Genomic DNA, 17,276 nt, shown 5'->3' with positions numbered 1-17,276 from the left:
AGCGGGTCCCCTGGGGTGGCAGGCCGGTTAACGAGGTGAGCAGGATCGACGCGCGAGTGCTGGCGGGCCGTTACCGCCTGCTCAACCCTCTCGCCGAGGGCGGCATGGGCACGGTGTGGCTCGCCTCCGACGAGACGCTCCGCCGCGACGTGGCGGTCAAGGAGATACGGCTCCCGCAGGAACTGTCCCCCCTCCAGCGGCAGGACGTCTGCGCCGCCGCGCTCCGCGAGGCCAACCTGGCCGCCCGGCTCAAACACCCGTCCATCGTCACGATCCACGACGTGGTCGTCGAGAACGACCGCCCGTGGATCATCATGGAGCTGCTCACCGGGGAATCGCTGGAGAAGATCGTCCGGGACCGCCGGCCGCTCCCGCCGCACCAGGCGGCCCGGGCGGGTGTGGGCATCCTCAGCGCGCTGGCCGCCGCGCACGCCGTCGGGGTGCTGCACCGGGACGTCAAGCCGGGCAACATCTTCCTCTCCAGGACCGGCAAGGCCGTCCTCACCGACTTCGGCATCGCCGTCGCCGAGGGCGACACCCTCGCCGGGCAGACCAGCCGCCTGGTCGGCTCTCCCCACTACATCGCCCCGGAACGGCTGCGCGGCGAGCGCGGCGGCCCCTACTCCGACCTGTGGTCGCTGGGCGCGACGCTCTACTTCGCCGTCGAGGGCGTGCCCCCGCACCCCGCCGACACGCCCGTCTCGGCGATCAGCAAGGTGCTCACCGAGCCGCCCCGGCCGCCCGAGCGCGCGGGCGAGCTGGGCCCGCTGCTGATGCGCATGCTGCACCCTCTCCCCGTGGCCCGGCCGTCCTTCGACGACGTCTCCCGGGAACTCCAGGAGATCGCCTCCGGCCGTCCGGCCACCGGCTCCCCGTCCTCCGACGACGTCGACCTCTCCGGGTATCCGGGGAGCCGCTCCGGGCCGAGGCTCGCGGGGCCGGGATCCACCGGATCGACCCTCACCCGGCTGGTGTCGTCCCTCGTCCGCCCCCCGCGCGGGCGGGGAGCGCTGGTGTGGGCCGTCGCCGAGGTGGCCGCGGTCGCGATGATCATCGGCGCCACCGCGGGCGTGGTCCATCTCACCGAGGACCGTACGGCGCCCGCCGCGCCGGTGCGGCTCAGCGAGCGGCCCGGCGCCTTCGCCACCCCGGTGGACCTGTGCGGGCTCATCTCCCCGGAACGGGCCGGGCAGCTCCTGCCCGCCCTGACCGGCGCGGGGAAGCCGACCAACAGGGGCGGCTGCGAGTGGACGACCTCCGGCAAGGGGCTGGTGGTCGAGCCCGCCGGCGGCCAGGACAAGCAGTGGGGCAAGAGCCCGCGCCAGGCCCACGAGCTCTTCGTCAACCAGCGCAACGCCACCCTCCCCAACGGCCGGCTCGCCTGGAACTGGGCGAGCATCTCGGCCGGGTCGCGTTCGGCCAGGAACACCGGCCCGCTGCCGGTGCGGCCCGTCGGAGACGAGGCGTTCGGCTACGACGTCTACGAGAACCGCAAGACCGGCAGGCTCGAACAGAGTTACGTGACGTTCCGCGTCGACAACCTGGTCGTGGAGGTGGCCTACACCGTGGTGGACGGGACCAAGGACGGCCCGGCGATCCGAAGCGGCGTCCACACCGCCGCGGTCTGGGTCGCGGAGGCGTTGAACAAGCAGAAGGCGGCGGGATGAACCAGGCAGACACTCCGGGGCGGCAGGGCAGGCACGCCGGTTCCGCACCCGGTCACGGGGGCTACGGGGACCACGGGGGTCGCGGCCCCGACATCCTCGCCCCCGGCGCCGGCGGAGCCACGGAGCCGGGGGGGACGTCGCTGGAGTTCCTCATCGGGCAGAACGGCCCCATGTCCCCGGCGCGGACCGCCGCGATCGGCCTGAGCCTGCTGGACCAGATCATGACCGCGCACCGGAACGGGACGGTCCACGGCGACGTACGGCCCGCCTCGGTGCTGATCGGCCCGGGCGACCGGGCGGTGCTGGCCGCCCCCGCGGTCAGGTCCCCCTCCTACACGGCTCCCGAGGGCGCGACCGGACCGGCCTCGGACCTGTGGTCGCTCGGCGCGACCCTGTACGCCGCCGTCGAGGGCTACACCCCCACCCCCGGCGCCCCGATGCGGAACGCGGGCCCGATCGCCCCGATCCTGGTCAAGCTGCTGTCCGGGGACCCCGCGCTCCGCCCCGGCGCGGACACCGTGCGCACGGCCCTGCTGGAGGTCTCCCGGGACCGCCCCGGCCTCCCCGGCGCCCCGGCGCCCGCCGCCCGCCGGCCGAACGCCACACTCACCTTCCCCAAGCCGCCGGAGACCGAGCCGGAGACGCCCCGCGTCGGGCCCCGCCCCTTCGTGCCCGAGGTGGCCGCCATCGCGCCCGTGCTCCCCATGCCGCAGGCGGCCCTGCCGGTGCCGGAGCCCTTCGCCTCCGTGCCGGACGTCCTCGCCGCGCCGGACGTCCTCGCCGCACCCGCCGTGCCCGTCACGCGGGGCGCCGCGACACGGGGCGCCGCGACACGGGACGCCGCGCAGGACACCACCGTGCAGGGCCTCACCTCGCAGAGCGTCCCCCTGCGGAGTCTCACCTCGCAGGACCTGGCCCCGCGGAACGGTCTCGCGCAGGGCATGAGCGGTCCCGCCCAAGCCGTGAGCGGTCCCGCGCAGAGCGGTCCCGGCCAGGCCGTGAGCGGTCCCGCGCAGGGCGCCGTCCCGCGCGACCTCGCCGCCCAGGGCGCCCCCGGGCGGGAGGCCGCCGTACCCGCCGCGAAGGACGACGTCACCACGCCCGCGCGCACGCGCCCGGACGGGGACGTGCCCGCCTCCCGGGAACTCGTCCCCGTCCCCTCCGCCTCCCCGTCGTGGACGCCCGAGGGTTCCACCGCTCCGACCCAGCGGTCGTCCGGCCCGCAGGGCGTCCTGGTGCCCCGCTCGATCGTGGCCCTGACGGGCGTGCTGCTGGCCGGCATGGCGGTCACCATCGGCCTCCTGCTCGGTCCCACGCTGAGCGGCGCCCCGGAGGAGGCCGCGCCCGAGCCCTCCACCACGGGGACCCAGGGCCTGTTCCCCGCCGCCCCCCGGGCGTGCAGCCTGCTCACCGACGAGCAGGCCGCCGAGGTGGTCCCCGGCTTCCAGAGCTCCGAGGTCGAGGCCGCCGAGTGCAACTGGCTCAACCGGGACTGGCGCAAGCCCAGCGCGGAGAAATACGACCTGCGCGTACGGCTCGTCGCCCAGAAGCAGGACGGCTCGGAGATCGCACGGGCCAGGGAGTACCTGGCGAGCAAGAAGCAGGACATCCTCGGCAAGGGCCGGCTCGCCACTCCCAAGGCCCTGCCGCCCCAGGACATGAGCGGCGTCGGCGAGGAGGCGTTCATCGCGGCGGCGCACAACACGATCAACCTCTACGGCGGGTCCTACAAGGTGACCGTGGTCTTCCGGGTCAGCAACCTGGTCGCCGAGGTCGAATACGAGCGGGGCGGCGTCAAGGGCGACCCGGACGGAAAGATCGCGGAGAACGCCGGCAAGACCGCCCGCTGGCTCGCCGAGGCCCTGCGGCAGCAGGTCCATGGCTGACGCGTTCGTGAGCGTTCCCCGGGAGGACACCGCCCCGGTCCGGCGCCCCGGCCCGGCAGATCGAGGGGTGAGCCGGTGACGGGCGAGGCGCTCCCCGTGCTGGCGGGCCGCTACCGGGCGGTCGAGCGGCTCGGCGCGGGCGGGATGGGCGTGGTCTGGCGGGCCCGCGACGAGCTGCTCCATCGTGAGGTGGCCGTCAAGGAGGTCAATCTCGGCCCGCACCTCCCCGAGGCGCAGCGGGCCGAGATGCGGGAGCGGACGCTCCGTGAGGCCAGGGCCGCGGCCCGGCTGAGCCACCCGTCCATCGTGGCCGTGCACGACGTCATCGCCCAGGACGGCCGCCCGTGGATCGTGATGGACCTGGTCCGGGGACACTCCCTGGAGCAGGTGATCCGCGCCCGCGGCCCGCTGCCGCCGGAGCGGGTGGCCGCGATCGGCCTGGCCGTCCTCGACGCGCTGGTCCTCGCCCACAGCCGGGGCATCCTGCACCGGGACGTGAAACCGGCCAACATCATGATCGACCGGGGCGGCGGCGTGCTGCTGACCGACTTCGGCATCGCCACCCTCGAAGGGGACGTCCAGCTCACCTCGCCGGACGCGCTGGTCGGCTCCCCCGGCTACATCGCCCCGGAGCGGCTGCGCGGCACCGGCGACGGCCCGGCCGCCGACCTGTGGTCGCTGGGCGCGGCGCTCTACGCCGCCGTCGAGGGCGCGGGGCCGTTCCAGCGCGGCACCCCGGTCGCCACCCTGGGCGCGGTGCTCACCCAGCAGACCCCGTACCCGTCCCGGGCCGGAGGGCTCGCTCCGGTGCTGCTGGCCGTACTCGCCAAGGATCCGCGTGAGCGGCCCGGGGAGAGGGCGCTCCGCGCCGCCCTGCGCGAGGTCTCCCACGGCAGGCCCGCCGGGCCCCTCTCCCCGGCGTCCTCGACGTCGCCGGCGTTCCCGGCGGTTCCGGCCACGGGGACACGGTCCCCGTCCGGCCGCCGCACCGCGCGGGGCCGCACCGGACTGATCGCCGGGGCGGGGCTGGCCGTCGTGGCGGCCGGGGCGGCCGCCACGGTGCTCCTGACCTCGGGCGGCTCGACGACGCCCGCCCCCTCCCCCACCGGCCCGGACCCCCGGGCCGGGCGCTTCACCACCGCCCCGGCCCCCTGCTCCCTGCTGACCGACGCGCAGGCCGGAGCCGTGGTCCCCGGTTCCTCACCGCTCGGCGTCGAGGTGAAGGGGGACCGGGAGGCGTCCTGCACATGGGAGGGGCCCGCGACCGGCGGCTCCCGGATCACCGTCTCGCTGTCCCTGCACGAGCCCGCCCCGGGCAAGACCGGCCCCGAGACCGCGCACGCCTTCTTCGCCGCCGAGCGGACCGCGACCCGGGCCGACGAGGGAGACGGGCTCCTGGGCTCGGCCGGGCCCCTCAGGGACGTGGACGGGGTCGGCGAGGAGGCCTTCGGCTACGAGCTGACCGCCCTCGACCGCGCGCACAGCGTCATCCGGTTCCGCTCCAGCAACCTGCTGGTCGAGGTGAACCTGTCGATGACGGGCAAGCGCGCCACCGCCGACCTGCGCCGGCGTGCCCTCCGCACCGCGCAGGTCGTCGCGAGGGGGCTGGACGGCCGTGGGTGAGGCGCTTCCCCGCAAGGCGCTTTCCCATGGGACGCTCGCCCGTGAGGCTCCTGCCCGTGAGGCGGTTCCCTCCGGAGAACGACGACTGGAGCGGTGATGACGGACCCGAACCTGCTCGCCGGCCGCTACCGCCTGCTGGAGCGCCGTGACCCCGCCGGCGCGAGCCGGCGGGCCCGCGACGAACTGCTCCACCGGGATGTGATCCTCTCCGGAGTACGGCTCCCGCCCCCCGGCCCGCACCACGACTGGCTGATCGGCCAGGTCCGCGCGGCGGCCGAGCTCCGGCACCCCTCGGTGATCACGCTGCACGACGTGATCCCGGCCCCCGACGGGATGTGGCTGGTCCTGGAGTCGGCCGCCGGACGCTCGCTGGCCCAGACCGTCCGGGCCGAGGGGCCGCTGCCCGCGGAGCGCGCCGCCGAGGTGGGCCTGGCCGTGCTGGACGCCCTGACCGCCGCCCAGCGGCACGGCGTCCACCTCGCCGCCACCCCGGACACCATCCTGCTCGCCCCCGACGGCCGGGTCGTCCTCACCGGCATCGCCGTCCCGGCCCCCGCCGACGGTCTGCGCGCCCTGGGCGCCGCCCTCTACACCGCCGTGGAGGGGCGCCTTCCCGGAGCCCACACCGCCCCCCGCCTGGCCGACGGCACCGCGTTGGCCGGTCCGGAGACCGGCGCCACCGGTTCCGGTCCTCTCGCCCCGCTCCTGGACGGCCTGCTCTCGGACGACCCGGCACGCCGGCCCGACGCCGCCTCCGTCCGCCTGACCCTGGAGAGCCTCGCCCCCCGCCCCGCCCCCTCACGCCGCGGGCCGCTCCTCGCCGTCGCGCTCGCCGTCGCCGCCGCGGTCCTGGTCACCGGCGGGGTGCTGTGGGCCGGCTCCGGGACTCCGGACCCGGCCCCGTCCCCGGCGGCCGCCCCGGTCCCGCTCCCCACGTTCTTCACCGGGGAGATCGACCCCTGCACGCTCATCTCGGAGCGGCAGGCGTCCGATCTGCGGCTGGACACGACCCCGTCCCGGGGTGGCTCGAAACGCTGTAACTGGAAGGCGATCGACGGCGAGCCCGGCAGCTTCGCGTTCACCCTCCAGATCGAAGCCTTCCGTCTCTCGTCGGTGAAGGTGGCGCAGGAGAACTACACCCGGTTCCGGAAGGAGACCGCCGGGCGGACCACGACCGGTGTCGGTCTTCCCCTGACCGTCGGCAGAGAGCTGGAGGCCGTCCCCGGAATCGCCGACGAGGCCTTCACCAAGGAGGTCACCAACGGCCTCACCTACACCACCACAATGATCTTCCGCGCCCGCAACCTGGTGGTCACCGTCCAGTACTCACGCAAGAGCCCGGAGGACTCCGGCGGCGCCACGCGTGAGGGCGCGCTCACAACCACCCGCTGGATCCTCGGAACCCTCAGCCGCACGAAGTGACCGGCCGGGGATCGTAAGAGGGCGGGGAGTCCGGATCGCCGTGGTTGTCGACAACCGCCGGAAATCGCGATATATCTCGGAGGGAACCACGGCGATGGGCCCGTGCGTTGGACGGGCGACGCAGAATGACACCAGGCGGGGCGCGCGCTCCGCGTTCGGAGGATGTCGAGAATGTCACCCGTCCAGAAGTACGCCATCGGTGCCGGAGCCGTCGTCCTGCTCTCGTGGATCTTCCTGCCCGGCCTGATCACCCTGCTGGTCGTCCTGGGCGTCGTCGCCGCCCCGGTCGTCGGCTACCTGATGCTCGACCCGTCCCAGCGCGAGCGGCTCAAGCGCGCACGCAGGCGCGGTCTCGGCCGCTGATCCGGACCCGGCGGAGCAGGGAACGGGCTCCGCCGGGGTTCAGGCCGCCGCGGCGGCGACCTCGTTCTCCACGCGCTGGGTGACCTTGCGCTCGAACACGAACGAGAGCAGCGGCACGGTGCCCGCGAGCATCACGCCGAGGATGTACTGCCACGACCAGCGGGCCTTCATGCCCAGGTTCATGGTGGCCACGAGATAGAGCATGTAGAGGAACCCGTGGATCGGGGACACGATCTTCGACGGGCCCTCGATGTCGAAGCCGTACCTGAGGATCATGCACGTGACCAGGACCAGCAGCATCACGCCGACGATGTAGGCCAGGACTCGGAAGGGCTTGAGGGCGGATTCCACTGTGATCTACCTCGGTCTGGGGTTCGGACACTCAACGATATGCGGGATCAGACGGCGGCGGACCGGGGTTCCGGGTCCGTCGCGGGCTCGGGTTCCGGCCCGGCCGTGCCGCTCCGGACGGCGTCGCGGACGAAATGCCACCACATGAAGACGGCGAACAGGCCGAAGATCCACCACTGGGCGGCGTAGGCGAGGTTGCGCCAGGTGAGCGCGCCCGGGGCGGTGGGCGGCCCCACGGGGACCGGCGTGGCGGCGACGGCCGGGGCCGGGGACTGGGAGGCGGCGACCACGAAGCCGTCGCGCAGCTCGACCCCTCGCCACACGTTGATCAGCTCGGGCGACGAGACGGTCATCACCTGGCCCGGCGGGAGCCGCCGGGCCCGGGGCACGCTGTCGCTCGACTCGGAGGCCATGAGCCGTCCGGAGACGGTCACCTTCCCCGCCGGGACGGCCGTCGCCGGGTGGTCCGCCGCGGGCACCCAGCCGCGCACCACCGGGATCGTCGTGCCGTCGCCCAGGTCGAGCGGGGTGAGGATCCACAGGCCGTCGTCCCGCGCGGCCACCATGAGCTGCCGTCCGGCGTCGTAGGTGCCCTCGGCCGTCACCCGGCGCCTGGCCGCCTCCCCCGGCAGGTGCGCGCCGACGCCGGTGAGCGTGCCCACCGCCACCGGTGCGGGGTCCAGCGCGGCGCGGGGCTTCCCGGAGTCCTCGAAGACGCCGAGCTGCCAGCGGCCGAGCAGCCCGCACACCACCAGCGCTCCGATCGCGAGAAGGTGGAGCACCACCACACGGGGAGAGAACAGGATCCGGAGCATGACACCACGCTATCCGCCCAGGTGCGCGGTTCCGCCCCCAGCCCCGTTCGGCATGACACGCCGCCTGCCTGCTGGGAACCTATGTCGAAAAGTCATTCGGTGTCGCTAAAGTCGAGCCATGTCTGATCCCCAGATTGACCCAGCAGGAAACACACAGCAGTTCCGCGCGTTCGCGCAGCGCAACGAGCCGGAGGTCGCCGCCGAGAAGCGGTCGCCGCTCGTTCCCATCGCCATCGCACTCGCCGTGATCATCGTCATCGCGGTGGCCGCCTACCTGATCCTCTGAGGCCCGGGCCCGCCAGGCCCCAAGGAAACCCGCAGTACCCGAGAATCCGGACGCTCCTGGGAGACGCCCCCCTTTCCCAGGGTCCGCTCGCCTCTCGCGGCCTCCCGATCTCCCCTCGGGTCGGCGGCCCGCGACCGCCAGCGCCGCAGGCCACGCCCCGGCGCTTTTCGTGTTTCCTCACAGGCTTCCGCGCTCCCCCATCGGAGCGCCCGCTTCAGAGCCCTCCTTGCTCCATACCGATCGCTCGATATGGGACGGTCCCGTACCGACCAGTCGGTGTGAGGCGCCTCACGGGCCGGAGGGTATGGACGGGGCTCGGGCGCGCCGACTACATTAGACGGTGCGTCCAATAAGGAGAGCGCATGAGAACTCGCCCCGGGATAACCATCATCGGCTCCGGCTTCGCCGGCATCGGCATGGCCATCAAGCTGAAAGAGGCCGGATACCACGACTTCGTGATCCTGGAGAAGGCCGCGGACCTCGGCGGCACCTGGCGGGACAACACCTATCCCGGCTGTGCCTGCGACGTCCCCTCGCACATGTACTCCTTCTCCTACGAGCTCAACCCCGGCTGGTCGCGGATGTTCTCCCCGCAGACCGAGATCTGGGACTACATGCGCGACTGCGTGGTGAAGTACGGCCTGACCCCCCACTTCCGGTTCGGCAAGGAGGTCGTCGGGCTGGAGTACGACGACGCGGCCAACCGCTGGCAGGTCAGCACCACCGACGGTGAGACGTTCACCACCAACGCGATCGTCTCCGGCATCGGGGCGCTGCACATACCGTCGTTCCCGGAGATCCCCGGCCGTGAGCGCTTCCGGGGCCCGGCCTTCCACTCGGCGCAGTGGGACCACTCCCTGGACCTGACCGGCAAGCGGGTCGCGGTGATCGGCACCGGCGCCTCGGCCATCCAGTTCGTCCCGCAGATCGCCAAGCGGGCCGGCCGGCTCACGGTCTTCCAGCGCACGCCCCCGTGGATCCAGCCCAAGCCCGACTTCGCCTTCCCGCCCGCGGCCAAGCGGCTCCTGAGCCTGCCGGGCGCCGCCCGCTCACTGCGCAACTCGATCTACTGGGTGCTGGAGACCCGCGCACTCGGCTTCACGATCGACCCGCGCCTGATGAAGCTGCAGGAGGTGGTGGCCCGCCGCCACCTGGAGCGGCAGGTCCCCGATCCGGGACTGCGCGCCAAGCTGACCCCGGACTACACGATCGGCTGCAAGCGCATCCTGCTGTCCAACGACTACTATCCCGCGCTGACCCGCGACAACGTCGAACTCGTCACCGACGGGGTGGCCGAGATCCGGGAGAACTCCATCGTCGACTCCACCGGCCGGGAGATCGAGGTGGACGTCATCGTCTACGGGACCGGCTTCAAGGTCGTGGACGCGCTGAACGAGCAGCGGATCATCGGCCGGAACGGCCTGAAGATCCAGGACGCCTGGCAGAACGGCATCGAGGCCTACTACGGCGTCTCCACCGCCGGGTTCCCCAACCTGTTCTTCCTGCTCGGCCCGAACACGGGCCTGGGCCACAACTCGGTCGTCTTCATGATCGAATCGCAGGTCAGATACGTGATCGAGTGCCTGAGGCTGCTGTCGAAGACCAGCGCCAAGGCGCTCGACGTGCGGCCCGAGGCCCAGCGGGCGTTCAACGACCGCCTCCAGGAGCGCCTGCACGCCCTGATCTGGAACGAGGGCGGCTGCAAGAGCTGGTACCTCGACGAGCACGGCGTCAACCGCACGACCTGGCCCGGCTTCACCTTCGAGTACTGGGCCCGGATGCGGAAGGTGAAGGCCGAGGCGTACGAGCTCATCCACTGAGCTCCGCCCGCCGGGATCACTCGCCGGGCACGGCGCGCCGTACGGCCTCCCCCTGAGACGGAGGCCGTACGGCGCGCATGCGGACCGGTCACGCGACCCGGACGGTCACGCGGCGTGGGCGAGTCAGGCGTCGGCGGGCTTGGCGGGCAGTTCCACCGGCGGGAAGTCCAGCTCGGTCTGGCCGACGGAGTTGAAGTAGTTGGTGAAGACATTGAGCGCGACCGCGCCGATGATCTCACCGATCTCGCCGTCGCCGTAACCTGCGGCACGGACGTCCGCGAGGTCGGCGTCGGAGACGAAGCCGCGGTTGCGGATCACCGCGCGGGCGAAGCGGAGGGCGGCGGCCACGGCCGGATCACCGGCGTCGGCGTCGAGCCCGGCCTCCAGGTCGGCCCCGCTGACGCCCGCCCGCTCACCGAGGACGGTGTGCGCCGCCAGACAGTACTCGCAGCTGTTCTCCACGGCCGCGACCAGCGCGAGCTGCTCGCGGACCGCGGCGGAGAGCCGCCCCTTGGCCAGGGCTCCGCTGAAGGCCAGATAGGCGTCCAGAACCGCCGGGGAGGCGGCCATGGCGCGCATCATGTTGGGGGTCGCGCCGAGCGCGCGCTCGATCTTGCCGAGCAGAACGCGGGCCTCCGGGTTCGCGGTGGCCGGATCGACGACGGACAGACGAGGCATGGGAACTCCTCACGGGAATCAACGTTTGGCACTGCCAACTATACTTGGCAGTGCCAAATATTCAACCTCCGGGCTGGGTCTTCGAGGACCGAGGACACGAACGGCCCCTCCACCGGGTGAACCGTTCACATGGACGGATGAACCGCGGGATCAGGCGGGCTCGCGGTCAGGCGGGCTCGTGGTCCGGGCAGTCGAGACGGAGTTCTCCGTCGCCGAAGGGAGCGTCCACGAACATGCAGTGATGCGGCTGACCCGGATCCTCCGGATGCGCGTCGGGACGGTAGAAACGGCAGGTCACGCACATCCGGGAGATCGGGATCGCCCGGCGTTCCTGCAGCTCTCGCATCATCGTGGCCGCCCCGCGCAACATCGCCGCGAGATCACCGGGGTCCAGTGCGGCCACGGCCGCCCGCAGCGGTTCCGGAACGACGCTCAGCCGAGCCGCCTCCTGCCGCCCCGCGTCGGTGAGAGTGAGCACGAAGGCGCGGGCGTCGGCCGCGTCCCTGGCCTTTCCCACCAGCCCTTTGCCGGTGAGGGCCCGCATGGCGTCACTGACCGTCGGCGCGGTCGAGGCCAGAGCCGCGACGACCTCTCCCTGCCGCCGGGGGCGATCGTCCCCGGCGAGGAACGTCAGGATGTCGGCTTGGAGGGGTGTCAGTCCATGGGGTCCCGCGTTGCGCCAGGCGCTCATCCGCACCGCCTGTCCCAGCCTCGCCAGCCCCGCGAGCAACTGCTCGTCGCGTGGCGGCCCCGGCACCTCCACGGGCTGGCCCACGTCCACCGGTTCACCCTCCCCCGGAATCCTCAGCAGTGCGGACTCCCGGAATCCTAGGCATCGCGCCCCGCGGACGGGCACCCGCCGTACGGCGGCGCCGAAAACACCGCGCCGCCTCCCACCGTACCGGCGCCGGCGGAGGAGAGCCCGGGAGCCGGGTGATCACCGTGCCGGTGCGTCCGAGAGCCACCTCGCCGGTGCGTCCGAGAACCGCCTCACCGGTGCGTCCGAGAACCGCCTCACCGGTGCGTCCGAGAACCGCCTCCGAAGAGAGGGGCCTTCTCGCCGGGGACGCCGTACCGCCCCCGGCGAGGCGGTCAGCGGGCCGGGACGACGACCAGGGCGCTGCCTCCTCCCCGCCGGGAGGGCTCGGCGACGGCCTGGAGTCTGCCGCGGCCGAGGAACTCCACCGCGGTGGCCGCGCCGATCTCCGGGTTGAGGGCGAAGCTGTGCCCCCTGGCCGTCAGCTCGGCGCCGTAGCGGTCGAGGAAGCCCTGCTCGGCCTGGGTCTGGGCGGTGTTGCGCTGGGTGGCCCGGGGGGCGGCGAGCGCCTCGGGCAGGGGCATGCCCAGCTCCCAGCGGTTGACGAGGATCTGCAGCACGGTCGTGATGATCGTCGATCCGCCGGGCGAGCCGAGGGCGAGCAGGGGCTTGCCCTCGGCGAGGACGATCGTCGGGGCCATGGACGAGCGGGGGCGCTTGCCCGGGCCGGGCAGGTTCGAGTCGCCCGGGGCCGGGCCGAAGGTGAAGTCGGTCAGCTCATTGTTGAGCAGGAAGCCGCGCCCGGGGACGACGATGCCGTTGCCGCCGGTGGACTCGATGGTGATGTTGTAGGCGACCACGTTGCCCCAGCGGTCCGTCACGACCAGGTGGGTGGTCTCCGGTCCCTCCGCCGGCGGCTCCGCGCCCCGCCCCGGAGACGCCGGAGACGGGGGAGGCACGGAAGAGTCCGGGGACGGGGCGGGCGAGGGCGAGGCGGGCGGGCACGGCTCGTAGGCCCCGTCGGGGTTCCCGGGCGGGGCCGGGTGCGGCATCGCCCGATCGCCGATCAGGCAGGCGCGCTCCTTGGCGAACCCGTCGGACAGCAGCTCCCGCAGCGGCACGCCGGGGACGTCGCCGACGTACTTCCCCCGGTCGGCGAAGGCCAGCCGGGACGCCTCCAGGTACTCGTGCACGCCCGCCTCGGGGAGGGCCTCCAGGATGTTGAGCGCCTCGCCGACCGTCGAGCCGCCCGAGGACGGCGGCGCCATGCCGTACACGTCCATGCCCTTGTAGGTCATCTTCGTGGGCGGGCGCTCCAGGGCCCGGTAGGCCGTCAGGTCCCGCACCTCCATCAGGCCGGGCCGGACGCTCCTGGTGGAGCCCGGGGTGACCGGCGGATTCTTGACGGTGTCCACGATCTCGACGCCGAGGCCGCCGCCGTACAGCCAGCCGCCGCCGTACCGGCCGAGCAGGCGGTAGGTCTCGGCCAGCTCGGGGTTGCGGAACGTGGAGCCGACCGGGGGCGGCGCGCCGCCGGGCAGGAAGAGCGCGGCGCTGGAGGTGAAGTCCTTGAACCGGGCGGCGTTGGCGGCCGTCTGGTCGTGGAAGGTCTGATCGACCGTGAACCCCTCGCGCGCCACCTCGATCGCGGGCCGCAGCGCCTGCCGGAGCGAGATCGTGCCGAACCGGCGCAGCGCCAGCTCCCACTGCGCCACGCTGCCCGGCACCCCGGCGGAGAGCCCGCTGGTGACGGCCTGCTCGAACGGGATGCCCTCCAGGGAGGTCGGGGTCATCGCCCGGGGCGCCGTCTCACGGCCGTCGATCGTGTGGATCCGTCCCCGCCGGGCGTCGTAGTAGACGATGAACCCGCCCCCGGCCAGCCCGGCGGAGTAGGGCTCGGTGACGCCGAGCGTGGCCGCCCCCGCGATCGCCGCGTCCATCGCGTTGCCTCCGCGCCGCAGCACCTTCAGCGCCGCCTCGCTGGCGTCCAGATCGACGGTGGAGACGGCTCCGCCGTACCCCTCGGCGACGGGACTCTTCTCCCGCCGCCCGCCTCCGGCCACCGGCGGCGGCCCGGACACGGATCCGGCCGCGGGACCGGCCGCCGGCTTGATCGACGGCGTCACCGCCGTGGCGGGCGACGCGATCAGGACAGAGCTTCCGAACAGGACTCCGGCGAGCGGTACCGCGAAGCGATGAGCGATCATCATGACCTCCTGCGGAGAGCTTTACCCAGCTTGTCAGGTTTGTCAGCTCTGTACTTCTGAGAAGTCCTGTGCTCACGGGGAATGTCCGTGCCACCGGGGGCCGTGCTCCGGAAGTTCCGTACGCCGGAGGATGTAGCGCCCCCTGCCCCGCAGGGCGGACGCCCGGGCCGGCGGGCGGGCATAGGGTGCTGGGCGTGCGCACCCGACCCCGCTGGACCGACCGGATGCTCCCGCTCATCGTGGGAGCCGCCCAGGTCGCGTCCAATTACGGGGCGGAGGACAACCAGCCGGACCGCCTCCCGGCGGACCCGTTCGGCGTCTCCCTGCTGCTGGCCGGGCCGCTCGCCCTGGCCATGCGGCGCAGCCACCCGGTGTCCACCCTGCTCGTCACGCTCGCCACGACCTTCGTCTTCATCATCCGGGGCCACGCCTACGGCCCGATCTTCTTCAGCCCCGTCATCGCGCTCTACTTCACCGTCGTCCTCGGCCACCGGCGCGTCGCCTGGGCCGCCTCGGTCGTGGCCTACGCGTTCTTCGTCGTCTACACGAACTGGCTGGCGCCCGTCCCCAGCCCGGGGCTGTGGCACACCATCGCCATCGCGGCCGTCATGGGGATCGTCCTGGCCGTGGGCGAGTTCGTCCGGGCCAGGAAGGAGCGGGCGGCCGAACACGCGAGGGTGACCGAGGAGGAGTCGCGGCGGCAGGCCAGCGAGGAGCGGCTGACCATGGCCCAGGAGCTGCACGACGTGCTCGCCCACAACATCTCGCTCATCCACGTGCAGGCCTCCACCGCGCTGCACCTGATCGACGACCACCCCGAGCAGGCCCGCACCGCGCTCACCACGATCAAGCAGGCGTCCAAGGAGGTGCTCACCGAGATGCGCTCGCTGATCGGCGTGCTCCGCGACGGCGCGCCGCGCTCCCCCGCGGGCGGGCTGGACCGGCTCGACGAGCTGGCCGGGCGGAGCGGCCTCGACGTCACCCGGCGCGTCACCGGCCGGGCCAGGCCGCTCCCGTCCGGGGTGGACCTGGCCGGGTACCGCATCGCGCAGGAGTCCCTCACCAACGTCGCCCGGCACGCTCCCGGCTCCGCCGTCGAGCTCCTGCTGGAGTACGGCGCCCGCGAGCTGCTCATCCGCATCACCGACTCCGGGGAGGGCACGCCCGCCGAGAACCTGGGCGGCGGCAACGGCATCCCCGGGATGAAGGAGCGGGCCGCCGCCCTCGGGGGGACGCTCACCGCCGGGCGCCACGGGCGGGGCTTCCGCGTCGAGGCCCGGCTGCCGATCCCCGAGGAGACGCCGTGACCGCGGAACAGACGCCATGCCCCGGGGGGACACCATGACCATCGGAGGAGACCCCGTGACCCCCGGAAGAGACGACACGTGATCAGCATCGTTCTCGCCGACGACCAGGCCCTGGTCCGGGCCGGTTTCCGGGCCCTGCTCGACGCCCAGCCCGGGATGACCGTGGTCGCCGAGGCCGCCGACGGGGCCGAGGCCATCGCGCGGGCCGGCGAGCACCGGCCGGACGTGATCCTGATGGACGTCCGGATGCCGGGCATGGACGGCCTGGAGGCCACCCGGCGGATGCCACCCGGCCCGAAGATCATCATCCTGACCACGTTCGAGCTCGACGAGTACGTCTTCGAGGCCCTGCGCAACGGCGCCAGCGGCTTCCTGGTCAAGGACACCGAGCCCGCCGAGCTGATCCAGGCCGTCCGCGTCGTCGCCGCCGGCGACGCCCTGCTCTCCCCCGGCGTGACCCGCCGCCTCATCGCCGAGTACGCCAGCCGCGCCAAGCGGCCCGAGTCCTCCATGGACCTGTCCCCGCTCACCGACCGGGAACGCGAGGTCCTCGCCCTGGTCGGCACCGGCATGACCAACGACGAGATCGCCGGGCGGCTCTTCATGAGCCCGGCCACGGCCAAGACCCACGTCAGCCGCACCATGATGAAGCTGCGCGCCCGCGACCGCGCCCAGCTCGTCGTCATCGCCTACGAGAGCGGACTGGTCCGCCCCGGCTGGGCGTGAACGCCTCGCGATCCGATCAGGTGTTTGCAATACTGACCGTGTTCACAGGAACACGAAGGGACACGTGATCATGGTAATGACCTCGCGACGGCAGCCCGCCGACCTGCGGCCCACCCCCGAGACCGCGTCCCGGCCCCTGCCCAGCACCGCGCGCGAGCTGTTCGACGCGCTCCCGCAGCTCCCCGGACTGCGGACCGAGGTCATCAACGGGAGTCTGATAGTGAGTCCGGTAGGCACCCCCGAGCATGCCAGGATCGCCATGCGCCTGTACGCCGCCCTGCTTCCTCTCATGGAAGAGAAGGATTGGGACGGCTTCAGCGGCAACGTCGACGTCTGCATGGACGGCTCCCGCGAGCCGGTCGAGCCGGACTTCGTCCTGGCCCCGGCCGACTGCCCGCGCTGGGGCACGCGCGAACTCCTCTCCTCCGGTCTGATCATGGTCGCCGAGATCGTCTCACCCGGCAGCGTCATCGACGACCGTGAGCGGAAGCCGGACCTCTACGCCATGGGGCTGATCCCCGTCATGCTCCTCATCGACCCCGTCGCCACCCCCGCCACCGTGACCGTCTTCAGCGATCCCAAGGGAGGCGAGTACCAGACGGTCTCCCGCGTCGCCGTGGGCAGCGAGCTCCGCCTCCCCGCGCCCGTCGATTTCACCCTCGACACCTCGATCTTCGAGAAGGCCCTCAAGCGGACCTGAGCACCCACCGTCCCGAACGACCGCCGGTGGCGGTGGGTAATGAGAATGTCACTGTTCGTTCCCGGTGAGGGCGGTTACGGTCGAGCCGTGGGGACCTGGATCGCGATCCCGGCCGCTCGCTGAGCGTGGGGCCGGTCGCGCTGTTCGTCGGGGGGCTCGCCGCCGGCCTGGTGGCGGGCGCCGCGTCGTGTACGGCCGTGCAGGGCGGCCTGCTCGCGGGCCTCATCTCCGGCCCCTCCCCCGCCTTCCCGCGCAGCCGGGACTGCCACACCCCTCAGTCGCTCCGGCAGGACGGCGACGAGCCCTCCTCCCGTCGCACCCGAGACCGCCGCACCCGAGACCGCCACCCGTCCCCCGATTCCGGCGAGCCCTCCGATCCGAAGGTCGTCGGCCTGTTCCTCACCGGACGGCTGGCCTCCCACATCGTGGCCGGGGCACTGCTCGGCCTGCTGGGCTCGGCCGTACGGCTGGCGCCGGGAGCACGCGCGGCGCTGCTGGTGGCGGCCGGGATCGCGGTCACGGGGTTCGGCCTGCGCCTGCTCGTGCGCGGGGTCCGCGCCTGCCCGCCGCGAAGGACGCCACGCCTCGTCCCGGGGACCGCTCCCACCGTAACCGCCGCTCCCGCCGGAGGAAGCACCCGAACCGAGAGGGCCGCTCCCGCCACCGGA

The 17,276-nt window shown here is 73.1% G+C and carries 16 protein-coding genes; 11 read left to right on the top strand and 5 right to left on the bottom strand.

Going from position 1 to position 17,276, the window contains the following annotated elements:
* Positions 1-35: 35 nt before the first annotated feature.
* The 5 genes from Plo01_RS05330 to Plo01_RS05310 all read left to right on the top strand — a co-directional run bounded on the left by Plo01_RS05330 (position 36) and on the right by Plo01_RS05310 (position 6,961).
* Positions 36-1,667 (top strand): serine/threonine-protein kinase, encoded by a 1,632-nt coding sequence (locus tag Plo01_RS05330; RefSeq protein ID WP_203889363.1) that lies wholly within the window; start codon positions 36-38, stop codon positions 1,665-1,667.
* Positions 1,664-3,553 (top strand): serine/threonine protein kinase, encoded by a 1,890-nt coding sequence (locus Plo01_RS05325; protein WP_203889362.1) that lies wholly within the window; start codon positions 1,664-1,666, stop codon positions 3,551-3,553. Before Plo01_RS05330 ends, Plo01_RS05325 begins: the two co-directional genes overlap by 4 nt.
* 75 nt (positions 3,554-3,628) lie before the next feature.
* Positions 3,629-5,176, top strand: a complete 1,548-nt coding sequence (locus Plo01_RS05320) for a serine/threonine-protein kinase (RefSeq protein ID WP_203889361.1) — start codon at positions 3,629-3,631, stop codon at positions 5,174-5,176.
* A gap of 96 nt (positions 5,177-5,272) precedes the next feature.
* A complete protein-coding gene (locus tag Plo01_RS05315) occupies positions 5,273-6,598 on the top strand; it encodes a protein kinase family protein (RefSeq protein WP_203889360.1) in 1,326 nt (441 codons plus the stop codon).
* A 171-nt stretch (positions 6,599-6,769) separates the two neighbouring features.
* On the top strand, positions 6,770-6,961 hold the full coding sequence (locus Plo01_RS05310) for a tail-anchor membrane protein (protein ID WP_203889359.1): 192 nt from the start codon (positions 6,770-6,772) through the stop codon (positions 6,959-6,961).
* 39 nt (positions 6,962-7,000) lie between these two features.
* On the opposite strand, the gene Plo01_RS05305 is transcribed toward Plo01_RS05310, so the two are convergent.
* Positions 7,001-7,312, bottom strand: coding sequence for a DUF3817 domain-containing protein (locus Plo01_RS05305; RefSeq protein WP_203889358.1), 312 nt, complete (start codon positions 7,310-7,312; stop codon positions 7,001-7,003).
* 47 nt (positions 7,313-7,359) lie between these two features.
* Positions 7,360-8,127, bottom strand: coding sequence for an SURF1 family protein (locus Plo01_RS05300; protein WP_203889357.1), 768 nt, complete (start codon positions 8,125-8,127; stop codon positions 7,360-7,362).
* Positions 8,128-8,245: 118 nt separating this feature from the next.
* Here Plo01_RS05300 and Plo01_RS05295 point away from each other — a divergent pair, with 118 nt between their 5' ends.
* Positions 8,246-8,413: a hypothetical protein gene (locus tag Plo01_RS05295; protein ID WP_203889356.1), complete on the top strand. Its 168-nt coding sequence runs from the start codon at positions 8,246-8,248 to the stop codon at positions 8,411-8,413.
* Between the two features lie 362 nt (positions 8,414-8,775).
* The gene (locus tag Plo01_RS05290; RefSeq protein WP_203889355.1) at positions 8,776-10,233 is read left to right on the top strand and encodes a flavin-containing monooxygenase; all 1,458 of its coding nucleotides are present in this window, start codon (positions 8,776-8,778) and stop codon (positions 10,231-10,233) included.
* A gap of 123 nt (positions 10,234-10,356) precedes the next feature.
* Here the strand turns inward: Plo01_RS05290 and Plo01_RS05285 are convergent, their stop codons facing one another.
* The 3 genes from Plo01_RS05285 to Plo01_RS05275 form a co-directional block, all read right to left on the bottom strand.
* The gene (locus Plo01_RS05285) at positions 10,357-10,911 is read right to left on the bottom strand and encodes a carboxymuconolactone decarboxylase family protein (protein WP_203889354.1); all 555 of its coding nucleotides are present in this window, start codon (positions 10,909-10,911) and stop codon (positions 10,357-10,359) included.
* Positions 10,912-11,077: 166 nt separating this feature from the next.
* Positions 11,078-11,692 carry a MarR family winged helix-turn-helix transcriptional regulator gene (locus Plo01_RS05280; protein WP_203889353.1) on the bottom strand — a complete coding sequence of 205 codons (615 nt, stop codon included), beginning with the start codon at positions 11,690-11,692 and terminating at the stop codon, positions 11,078-11,080.
* Positions 11,693-12,003: 311 nt separating this feature from the next.
* Positions 12,004-13,875 carry a gamma-glutamyltransferase family protein gene (locus Plo01_RS05275; RefSeq protein WP_203889352.1) on the bottom strand — a complete coding sequence of 624 codons (1,872 nt, stop codon included), beginning with the start codon at positions 13,873-13,875 and terminating at the stop codon, positions 12,004-12,006.
* A gap of 194 nt (positions 13,876-14,069) precedes the next feature.
* Between Plo01_RS05275 and Plo01_RS05270 the strand changes: the two genes are divergently transcribed.
* From Plo01_RS05270 to Plo01_RS05255, 4 genes are all read left to right on the top strand, one after another.
* Complete coding sequence (locus Plo01_RS05270; RefSeq protein WP_203889351.1) at positions 14,070-15,182, top strand: sensor histidine kinase; 1,113 nt, start codon at positions 14,070-14,072, stop codon at positions 15,180-15,182.
* A gap of 78 nt (positions 15,183-15,260) precedes the next feature.
* Positions 15,261-15,908, top strand: a complete 648-nt coding sequence (locus Plo01_RS05265) for a response regulator transcription factor (protein WP_203889350.1) — start codon at positions 15,261-15,263, stop codon at positions 15,906-15,908.
* 76 nt (positions 15,909-15,984) lie between these two features.
* Entirely contained in the window at positions 15,985-16,608 is a 624-nt protein-coding gene (locus Plo01_RS05260; RefSeq protein WP_239315901.1) for a Uma2 family endonuclease, read from the top strand.
* A gap of 125 nt (positions 16,609-16,733) precedes the next feature.
* Positions 16,734-17,276 (top strand): sulfite exporter TauE/SafE family protein (locus Plo01_RS05255; RefSeq protein ID WP_239315900.1); only part of this gene is annotated, 543 nt, incomplete at its 3' end.

This window comes from Planobispora longispora (assembly GCF_016863135.1).
Taxonomy (GTDB): Bacteria; Actinomycetota; Actinomycetes; order Streptosporangiales; family Streptosporangiaceae; genus Planobispora; species Planobispora longispora.
This window is presented reverse-complemented; position numbering and strand designations above follow the sequence as displayed.

Coding starts and splice junctions, on each gene's coding strand:
- Plo01_RS05325 (WP_203889362.1), top strand. CDS start 1,664: ATGAACCAGGCAGACACTCCGGGGCGGCAGGGCAGGCACGCCGGTTCC.
- Plo01_RS05315 (WP_203889360.1), top strand. CDS start 5,273: ATGACGGACCCGAACCTGCTCGCCGGCCGCTACCGCCTGCTGGAGCGC.
- Plo01_RS05310 (WP_203889359.1), top strand. CDS start 6,770: ATGTCACCCGTCCAGAAGTACGCCATCGGTGCCGGAGCCGTCGTCCTG.
- Plo01_RS05300 (WP_203889357.1), bottom strand. CDS start 8,127: ATGCTCCGGATCCTGTTCTCTCCCCGTGTGGTGGTGCTCCACCTTCTC.
- Plo01_RS05295 (WP_203889356.1), top strand. CDS start 8,246: ATGTCTGATCCCCAGATTGACCCAGCAGGAAACACACAGCAGTTCCGC.
- Plo01_RS05290 (WP_203889355.1), top strand. CDS start 8,776: ATGAGAACTCGCCCCGGGATAACCATCATCGGCTCCGGCTTCGCCGGC.
- Plo01_RS05285 (WP_203889354.1), bottom strand. CDS start 10,911: ATGCCTCGTCTGTCCGTCGTCGATCCGGCCACCGCGAACCCGGAGGCC.
- Plo01_RS05275 (WP_203889352.1), bottom strand. CDS start 13,875: ATGATCGCTCATCGCTTCGCGGTACCGCTCGCCGGAGTCCTGTTCGGA.
- Plo01_RS05260 (WP_239315901.1), top strand. CDS start 15,985: ATGACCTCGCGACGGCAGCCCGCCGACCTGCGGCCCACCCCCGAGACC.